This is a genomic window from Nocardia sp. NPDC004260 (assembly GCF_053603155.1).
The window spans coordinates 1-8,090 of the sequence record NZ_JBSGEZ010000140.1 but is presented as its reverse complement, the minus strand read 5'-3'; the positions used below and the strand labels follow the sequence as shown (position 1 = coordinate 8,090).

Here is an 8,090-nt window from a genome sequence, read left to right as displayed (position 1 = left end):
GCCGAGACGCCGGCGGCGGCGGCGATCTTGCGGACTCCGACCTGGAATCCGTGTTCCCCGAACACCTCGATCGCGGTATCACGAATGCGCGCCGCAGTAATTAGACCACCTACGGCTAAACCAGATGGTTGAACATATGCCGAATATATCAAACTCCGTCCAGTCAGGGATAACAAACTTCCACCGCCAACCGTCCTATACCTAGTTGGCAGCAGTAGACGGCACAATGGGGAAATCCCATCCGAGCCTGCTCTGCATTGATTCGCTCTGTTTCGGGCGGCCTCCGTCACCATACGATCCGGGAACGCCTTTTGACTTTAGCTCCTTTCCGGCCCTGCAGCAGCGATCACTCGGAGCCCTGATAGTCCGGTGGAGCGAAACTCGCAATGTATTTCGGCACGGGCAACGGTTTCTGATCGAGAAAATCTATGATCGCTGAACTTACTAGTTCCATATTTTCCTGGTGGAGATTGTGGCCAGCACCGGAAAAATAGAGCAAGGAGCTGTTGGGTAGGAGATCACGATACTCAAGCGCAGACGACCACGATAAGTAGTCGCAGGACCCCTTCATAATCAACGTAGACACAGGTTTCCCCGACAGGCTGGCACGAATGTCGGAACGCTTCTTCGCCGCCGCCGACTGCGGAAATTGGGCGGCGTAGAAGCCTGTCCCCCGCACCGGCTCGCCCTCGTACGATCCAGGGCAGTGTAGTGCCGGGGTAGCCTGCCCTACTACGATGTCGTTTCGGAAATCGGCCTCCGCGTCCGGTAAATAGGCATGTGCTGCGCGCGGATTAATCTGCAATAAGGCATACGCGGTCAAAGACCGCGGAAGAGAGAGGCTGCGGTAGAGGCGCACGCGCTGTGACAAACCGAGTCTCGCGGTGAGCCTTCCGGGACTGCGGTCATCCGGGTTCAATGGCATGGGAGAAATAAGAATCAGTGCCGCAACTTTGTCAGGTTGGTCGACGAGGTATTGAGCGGCGAGCGCGCCGCCGTAGGAGTGACCGATGAGGACCATGCGATCCAGCCCGAGAGCATCGCGCAGCGCTTCGAGGTCCGTAGTGTCACGCTCAAGCGAGTAACCTCGTGGGTCAGACAGGTGGGACGACGCCCCATTGCCCAGTTGGGCGTACAGATATACGTCGGCGCCAGCGTCGGCGAGTGGGGCGAAAGCACGCTTATTTGCTTCCAGATCTGGGACGCCGGGTCCGCCATGCAGGACCACGATCGGCGGCTTAGTCGGGTGCTTCGCAGCGATCTTGGCCACTGCCAGTCGCGCGCCACTGCTCACCCCTATCAGCTGATAATCGTCTAGCGACATAGGAGCCTGTCGCGGGCCAGGGGTAAGCAGCGCAGCAGCACCAACGGTCGTCAATGCCACGATGGTGAACACAGCAACCTTCTGGCGTGACGACCTCGGCAGAGTACTACTCGTCGCCAGCACTCCGACGGCAAAGGTTATCCATCCTGCCCCGAGGAATATTACAGGGCGATCTGCGAATGCGGCGGTGGCGAACAGCACCACCATACCCGCTGCCGACGCGAGGACTGTTGAGATCGCGAACACAGAACCACGTGCCATACCAATTCTCGATGTTGATTTACGTAGGTATTCGACAACCATTTAATTCACCGCACCTGCTCTCGTTCGATGGCGTTTCTGTTGAGCAGCTCATTAATTCTTCAAGAGGTCCGGCTGGCCCAAGTTTCGATTTCATTATTATCGACGCTGTGCTCACCCGGTTGCGCGAATTGCCCCTACATAAGATTTTGACGAAGGTTCGCGAGTATGTCATCGTCAACCCCTCTACAGCGACTACTTCCCAGGCGGCGAGACCGCGCCAGGGATTCGAACTCGACTGTAGAAGCAAATTCCCAGGGAAGGTGTCGGAATATTCCTTTACGTGAATCTATTGATAGTTTATGCAGAACAGCTGAAATTTGGGCATCGACAGTCCGTATAGAACTGCCGCGACGAACTGCGATAGCACTGTTAGGCCATCCGGCCGCCGCGAGCACGGCAACCTCGGACTCGGCCTGCGACAGCGAACTCCACTCATGTGAAACCGATTGCCGATTCGATTTCACAGCGTTCCACATACTCCGTCCAGAAAATGCTGAGACCAGCCCGTCATTTTGGAAAGCTTCAGCACATTGCACCATAACTTGATCGACTGAGATTTCGCACTGCTGCTCCAAGGACTCGATAGATGCAAGGAGTTCACTAGCAGTCCAATTTCTTTCCGACTCCAGGAGAAGAGCAGCCCGAAGGTGAAATAGCAACGTTGTCAACACCCTCCCGGGATCTTCGTTCATCTCGCGGTGCTTGTTATGCTTCGCATATTCGCTGTCTGTGTCTATCGTCCCCGCGAGAACAGCGGCGACCAATAGCCAGCTTTCTAATTTCATATTGCTACCTCACCCGCATTCGACGCGACCACTACCATTGGCTCGCCTTTGCGGCCAGTACACTCCTGAGGCCCGGTTAGATGCTTGAATTCGGCTGATTCACCTGCTGCGATTCCACACACATGCGGTGCTCGACAATCCAGGTACGCGATCAAATGGCGCCGAAGCGGTGCCGTAAGGTCGGCGCTCCGCTCGAAAGGAAAGTACAGTCTACCGCCGGGGACTTCGATAACTTCGCTCGTGCCGGGGATAGTTCGCGCCAGCCAGTATGCAGCTTTGCGTTGAAAAAAGACGTCCCCCGCCCCCCATACGATCAGCGTGGGCGTATGCAGCGAGCGTAGAGCAAGGTTCACGACCCGAAGATCGCGTACGTGAATAGAATTTAGAAACCGTTTTAGCTGGCGAGCTTGAGCGGGCTTGCCGACCAAGGGTCGCAGCCACGCTTCGGCAACAGATTCGGGCAAATTCCGCACATCCTGAAATCCACGACTATAACAAGAGGACCGTGCGGCAGTTATGTTGCACAGCGCTCGAGCTCCCAGCGGGGCCAGTGACCGCATGCGCGAGACCGCGAGAGAAGAGATAAATTCCCTCGGTGAGGTTTCGTCATGGATTTCACAATTGGTGAGAGTCAGCGTGCGCACGCGATTCGAGTAGCTGGTGGCGAAGATTTGGGCGACAGCCCCACCAGTGTCGTTAGCGACGATATTCACCATATCGAGGCCGAGGGCATCGCAGCAGTCTGCAACGAATAGCGCGAGACCGGGCAAGCTGAAGTCGGTGTCAACACATGCAGGCGTTTCCCCATGCAGCGGAAGATCGATGGCAATGCATCTGTACTCGCCACAGAGGGATTCGATGACATGCTGCCAGAGGTAGCTGCTGGTACCGACGCCATGAATGAAAACTACGACATTATCGCCTTCACGAGTATCGATACAGCTCACAGTCCCGGACGACGTGCTAATGTTCTTGCGGAACCGGTCTATGGCAAAGCCTGTGTGCATTGTGCTACCTGGGATTCAGACGACAGTGGTAACAGCTCGGGCGTCAGCACGAATAAAATCGGACTCAACGTAACCGGCGAGTTATCACAGATGAAAAGGTCATGATTATGGCTATGTGGAGCCAGCGGCGGGCGGATCGCCCATACCAAGCTCTATTGCGCGACCGCAGCGAATCCGAACATACAGTGTGCCGCTGCTACGCCCGGCGGCTCTCAACAACTATGGCACCACCTCCACCTCTTTTCCCGCGCCGCCCAACCGCTCCGCTAATGCATCCCCACCTGCGGCGAAGCCAGCTTCGACGCGAAGAGCACCTTCGATAGCCAGCGACGCCCTAGCTATCTGACGTAGCGTTGCATGACACCGGATGACAGCGATATGGGGGAAACGCCTACGATGGCCCGTCGCAGCGATCCGCCGGGAAGCCTCTGCCGCGGCGCAATGTTTCTACTCATGTTCGCCGAGTCGGCGGTTGCCTACAAGGTCACCAGATCCGGGACGCGCATACCCAGAAGCTCGCTGGGCCGGGAATAGCGCATCCGCACCAGATCGTGCGCCTAATAGTGCTTTGTTAGGTGTGGGGTGGTTGGGGCCGGGCAGGTAGAGGCTGGTGGCAGGTATGACAGTGTTCGGTCCAAGTGGTGAGCAGGTGTTGGAGCCGGCGGAGGGGGCGTAGAGGGTCAGGTCCGCGCAGGGGCTTTTGGGGTGAGGCGCAGTGTGGTGCAGACTGAGGTTGCCCGACTTATATCTCCGGTAGCGGTTTGTGGTCGGGGTAGCTACCCGTAGCGTGCCGCAGCAGGCCGGGTGGATTGACTCCTGAGGTTCCTGTCGCCGAGAGGCTTTCGGCTGACTCGACGGGGGTATGTCGCGCCACCCGGCCTGCGTTCGGGGCGTGACTGAAGAGATGCATGACCACAAGCACGGGCAAGGTACTTGAAGTCGGAGTGTCCGCCGCGGATCCCAACCCCGAACATGTGAGAAAGGGACCCGTCGTTCATGGTCGTCATCGGTGTCGATCCGCACAAGAGCACCCACACCGCCACCGCGGTGGACCCGGTCACCAACACTGATCTGGGCTCGATCCGCATCGAGGCGACCCTGGCCGAATACAAACGCTTGATCGCCTGGGCTCGGCCCTCGCCGCAGCGCGGCTGGGCGGTAGAGAACGCCGACGGGCTCGGGCGGCACTTGAGCCGATGGCTGACCGCCCGCGGAGAGACCGTGGCGGACGTATCGACCACCGCGACCGCACGGGTGCGGCAGCTGTCTCGCGGTGGCCGACGCAAAAACGATCGGATCGACGCTGCGAGCGCGGCGTGTGCCGCGGCGCTGCAAGGTGATTGCCGGGCCGGTTGTTCCCGACGAGCCCTCCGACGCGTTGCGCATTCTGGAGGAGCGTCGAAACCATCTGTCGGCCAATCGGACTCGCGCTGCCAACCAGCTGCACGCACTACTGCGAGAGCTACTGGCCGGTGACGCGCCGACCAGCCTGACCGCCAACACCGCCGCCGCGCTGCTGCGGGGGTTGCGGGCACGGACGCTGTCCGATCGTGTCCGCGTCGGCCTGTGCAAAGACCTCATCGCCGATGTGCGCCGCCTCGACCAGCGACTGGCCGCCAACCAGAAGGACATCGACCGGCTGCTCGACGAGCACGGCACCCGACTGCGGGAGCTCGACGGGATCGGTCAGCGGCGGAACAGTGCGTAGATCGCCTGCCAGGATCCGTACTGCGGCGGGATGTCACGCCACGGGCAGCCGACCCGGATTCTCCAGCGGATCCCGTCGAGCAGGCGGCGTCGGGTCCATCCCGAGGGCCTGCCAGGTCGTTTCGGGGAGGGTAGCAGCGGTTCCAGCCGTGCCCACTGGGCATCGGCCAGGTCCGCTCGCGCGGTCACCGCTAGGGTGGTCACGAGGTCCCCGGTGTTCAGTTGAATCTTGGTCGATCAACCAACTACCGGAGACCTCGCATATCTCAAACTCTCACCCTGCCAACCAATCACACACCTGCAGCACTACTTCGAGACACGCTCTGGCAGCGCCAATCCAGCACCGCGGCGAAGGACCGCAGTTGCACCGAGTCGGGGGTCGCCCGCAGCACGGCGTCCCGTATCGCGACCAAGGGCGGGAACGACAGCTGCGCCACCGTGCCGATCCGGCGCGAGCGGGACGCGATCATCCGGCTGCGCGGCCTGCGTTCGCGGTCGTAGGCGGTCAGGTCACCGCCGCTGGTCGCCACCTCGGCCAGGACGACGGCGTCCTCCAAGGCCTGGCAGGCGCCTTGCCCGAGGTTGGGCATCATCGCGTGCGCCGCGTCGCCGACCAGCGCGATCCGGCCGGTCACGAAGGTTTTCAGCGCGGGCAAGTCGTAGAGGTCGTGCCCCAGCACATCGGTGTCCTCGGCCGCGGCGAGCAGGGCGGGGATCGGCTCGTGCCATCCGCCGAACCGCGCGCGCAGTTCGGCCGCACCGCCCGCCGCACCTGCGGGCACGTTCGCGGTGGCATAGCAATAGACCCGTCCATCCACGAGCGGCGCGTACCCGAAACGCTCACCGCGGCCCCAGCTTTCACCCATGTCGGTGACTGGCTCGCGCGGCGTGACGACCACACGCCAGGCGGTGTAACCACCGTAGCGGGGTTGTATCTCACCGCACACCGCACACCGCACACCGCACGGCGCACCGCGCTGCGGATGCCGTCGGCGCCGACGACGACGTCCCCGCTGGATGCGCCTGCGGAGTGCATAACCGTGCCGTCGGCCTCCGCTTCGGCCACGGTCACACCGGTGCGCAGCGCCTCCGCCGGGATGGCGGACCGCAGGATGTCCACCAGGTCGGCGCGGTGCAGCATGATCGGGCTGCCTTAGGTGGCGCGGAGCTTCTCGGCGTCGATACCGGCCAGCCGGCGTCCCGCGCGGTCGCGGATGGCCGCCGCGCCCTCCTCGACGGCCCGAGCGCGCACCCGGTCGCCGAGGCCGAGCGCGTCGAGTGCGCGAAGAGCGTTAGGCCACAATGACAATCCCGCACCGACCGCCGTGATGTCGGCGGCCCGCTCGAGCACTTCGACGCGCCAGCCCTGCCGCAGGAAGGCCACCGCGGTCGCCAGACCACCGATGTCACCGCCCGCTATGACCGCCTCGGACATTGTTTCCGCTTTCTCCGGACCGCTCGGCGAGCAGCTCATCGAAGTCTACTACTGATGTAGTGTCGCGGCGCCGGACTGTAACCGGCATCACTACTCCTGTAGTATCGCTAGATGCCCAGCAAGCCCGAAGTCGTCTTGGACGCCGCGATCGAACTGCTCGGATCCCGCGGCATCCGCGCCATGATCCACCGCACGGTCGACGAGGTCGCCGGCATGCCCGCCGGATCGGCGTCCAACTCCTTCCGCACCCGCGCGGCGCTGCTGGCGGGTATCGCCGAGCGCCTCGAAGCTCGCGACTACGCGGATCGGGAGACGCTCAACCGGCAACCCATGCCCGGCAGCATCGACGCACTCGTCGACGACACGGCCGCTTACGTCGTCCACGCGGCGCGGAACGACCGCACCCGGACGCTGGCGCGCTACGCACTGTTTCAAGAGGCACAGACCGCACCCGCGTTGCATGAGACGGTGCGGCGAGGCCACCGCAGGCTGGGCGAATGGGCCGCAGGCCTGCTGGCGGGCGTCGGCGGGGACCGGGCGGCGACACAGATCTTCCTAGGCCAGCTCAAGGGCATCATCCTGCCAATTGGTCGATCCGACGCCGAATGTCGATCCGCGCCCCGTGCTGGACCGGCTGGTGCGCGCGCTGATCGGTTCGACAAGGCTTCGACAAGGCATTGCCCAATGACGAGTCGCGGTTGCGGGCGGTGTTCGACAAGCTCGCGGGTCATAGCCGGTTATTGATCGTGGTCGGTCAACCCAACACGATCGGCGCCCTGCTGGTGACCGTCGCCCGCGCCTGCGGCCACGATGCCGCCTATCTGCCTGGGCTGGCGATGCGCCGCATCGCCGACCTTGACCCAGGTCAGGCCAAGACCGATGCCCGCAACGCTGACATCATCGCCGACGCGGCCCGCACCATGCCGCACACGCTGCGCCGCGTCGATATCGGCGAGGAGGACCCTCACCGAACCCTGCGACGTCCCTGTTCGCCATGCTCCGCAACAAACAGCCCTACCGGACACCCGCAGCCTCAGCAGCTTGACGAACACGATGAGGACCCCCAGGGTCCGCGCTGGTTCGTCCGACGCCGACCGATTCGTTTGCCAGCAACCTACAACCGCAGTCGGGCGGTTCGGCACTTGTTCGGTGCCCCCGACCTGGGATCGGGCCAGTTTGTACTACCAGATTCGAGGCCGGGAGCGATGGACGGAGTTCCTCGCGTTCCTGAAGTCACCGCGGTGCCCCGGCGGGGACGAAACTGTAGTTGATCTACGGCACAGACCACCGCGGCCACGCCGAGCACGAGCCCTATCAGTGACTACATCTGCTGGCGCAACACCCAACCAATCCGCGACTTAACTACCGGCTCCAGGGGCCGACTGTCGGATTATCTACCCGACGTTACTTGACCCGACGTTACTTGACGCGGCACTAGGTGACTGGTGTGGAACGGGCCCTTTCGTGCCCGGTGAAGTCACCGGGGCCGCGGCGGAACTGTTGGCCGGTGGGTGGTTCGGTGGCGTTGA

The 8,090-nt window shown here is 62.3% G+C and carries 9 protein-coding genes and 2 pseudogenes; 4 read left to right on the top strand and 7 right to left on the bottom strand.

Going from position 1 to position 8,090, the window contains the following annotated elements:
- From ACWEO7_RS37175 to ACWEO7_RS37160, 4 genes are all read right to left on the bottom strand, one after another.
- Window positions 1–293: TetR family transcriptional regulator (locus ACWEO7_RS37175; protein ID WP_452430255.1), on the bottom strand; the 293-nt coding region annotated here is incomplete at its 3' end.
- A 53-nt stretch (window positions 294–346) separates the two neighbouring features.
- A complete protein-coding gene (locus ACWEO7_RS37170) occupies window positions 347–1,627 on the bottom strand; it encodes an alpha/beta fold hydrolase (protein ID WP_452430254.1) in 1,281 nt (426 codons plus the stop codon).
- Between the two features lie 134 nt (window positions 1,628–1,761).
- On the bottom strand, window positions 1,762–2,103 hold the full coding sequence (locus ACWEO7_RS37165; protein WP_452430257.1) for a helix-turn-helix domain-containing protein: 342 nt from the start codon (window positions 2,101–2,103) through the stop codon (window positions 1,762–1,764).
- 305 nt (window positions 2,104–2,408) lie between these two features.
- A complete protein-coding gene (locus tag ACWEO7_RS37160) occupies window positions 2,409–3,272 on the bottom strand; it encodes an alpha/beta fold hydrolase (RefSeq protein ID WP_452430256.1) in 864 nt (287 codons plus the stop codon).
- On the opposite strand from ACWEO7_RS37160, the gene ACWEO7_RS37155 reads away from it, so the two are divergent.
- Together ACWEO7_RS37155 and ACWEO7_RS37150 are read left to right on the top strand one after the other, a co-directional pair.
- Window positions 3,219–3,524, top strand: coding sequence for a hypothetical protein (locus ACWEO7_RS37155; RefSeq protein WP_452430258.1), 306 nt, complete (start codon window positions 3,219–3,221; stop codon window positions 3,522–3,524). The genes ACWEO7_RS37160 and ACWEO7_RS37155 overlap by 54 nt on opposite strands.
- Before the next feature lie 891 nt (window positions 3,525–4,415).
- Window positions 4,416–5,106, top strand: a pseudogene (locus ACWEO7_RS37150) (IS110 family transposase); the annotation flags it as partial.
- Here the strand turns inward: ACWEO7_RS37150 and ACWEO7_RS37145 are convergent.
- The 3 genes from ACWEO7_RS37145 to ACWEO7_RS37135 all read right to left on the bottom strand — a co-directional run bounded on the left by ACWEO7_RS37145 (window position 5,106) and on the right by ACWEO7_RS37135 (window position 6,561).
- Window positions 5,106–5,330: a transposase gene (locus tag ACWEO7_RS37145; RefSeq protein ID WP_452430253.1), complete on the bottom strand. Its 225-nt coding sequence runs from the start codon at window positions 5,328–5,330 to the stop codon at window positions 5,106–5,108. The pseudogene ACWEO7_RS37150 and the gene ACWEO7_RS37145 sit on opposite strands and share 1 nt — an antisense overlap.
- An 86-nt stretch (window positions 5,331–5,416) precedes the next feature.
- Window positions 5,417–5,992: an FAD-dependent monooxygenase gene (locus ACWEO7_RS37140; RefSeq protein WP_452430252.1), complete on the bottom strand. Its 576-nt coding sequence runs from the start codon at window positions 5,990–5,992 to the stop codon at window positions 5,417–5,419.
- Window positions 5,993–6,279: 287 nt separating this feature from the next.
- Entirely contained in the window at window positions 6,280–6,561 is a 282-nt protein-coding gene (locus ACWEO7_RS37135) for an FAD-dependent monooxygenase (RefSeq protein WP_452430251.1), read from the bottom strand.
- Between the two features lie 111 nt (window positions 6,562–6,672).
- On the opposite strand from ACWEO7_RS37135, the gene ACWEO7_RS37130 reads away from it, so the two are divergent.
- A complete protein-coding gene (locus tag ACWEO7_RS37130) occupies window positions 6,673–7,305 on the top strand; it encodes a TetR/AcrR family transcriptional regulator (RefSeq protein ID WP_452430250.1) in 633 nt (210 codons plus the stop codon).
- Window positions 7,227–7,520: pseudogene (locus ACWEO7_RS37125) on the top strand (IS110 family transposase); the annotation flags it as partial. The gene ACWEO7_RS37130 and the pseudogene ACWEO7_RS37125, both read left to right, overlap by 79 nt.
- Between the last annotated feature and the right edge of the window lie 570 nt (window positions 7,521–8,090).

What these genes read in the sequence shown, in the direction of transcription:
- ACWEO7_RS37170 (WP_452430254.1), bottom strand. Translation starts at nt 1,627, where the DNA reads ATGGTTGTCGAATACCTACGTAAATCAACATCGAGAATTGGTATGGCA.
- ACWEO7_RS37165 (WP_452430257.1), bottom strand. Translation starts at nt 2,103, where the DNA reads ATGTGGAACGCTGTGAAATCGAATCGGCAATCGGTTTCACATGAGTGG.
- ACWEO7_RS37155 (WP_452430258.1), top strand. Translation starts at nt 3,219, where the DNA reads ATGCAGCGGAAGATCGATGGCAATGCATCTGTACTCGCCACAGAGGGA.
- ACWEO7_RS37140 (WP_452430252.1), bottom strand. Translation starts at nt 5,992, where the DNA reads ATGGGTGAAAGCTGGGGCCGCGGTGAGCGTTTCGGGTACGCGCCGCTC.
- ACWEO7_RS37135 (WP_452430251.1), bottom strand. Translation starts at nt 6,561, where the DNA reads ATGTCCGAGGCGGTCATAGCGGGCGGTGACATCGGTGGTCTGGCGACC.
- ACWEO7_RS37130 (WP_452430250.1), top strand. Translation starts at nt 6,673, where the DNA reads ATGCCCAGCAAGCCCGAAGTCGTCTTGGACGCCGCGATCGAACTGCTC.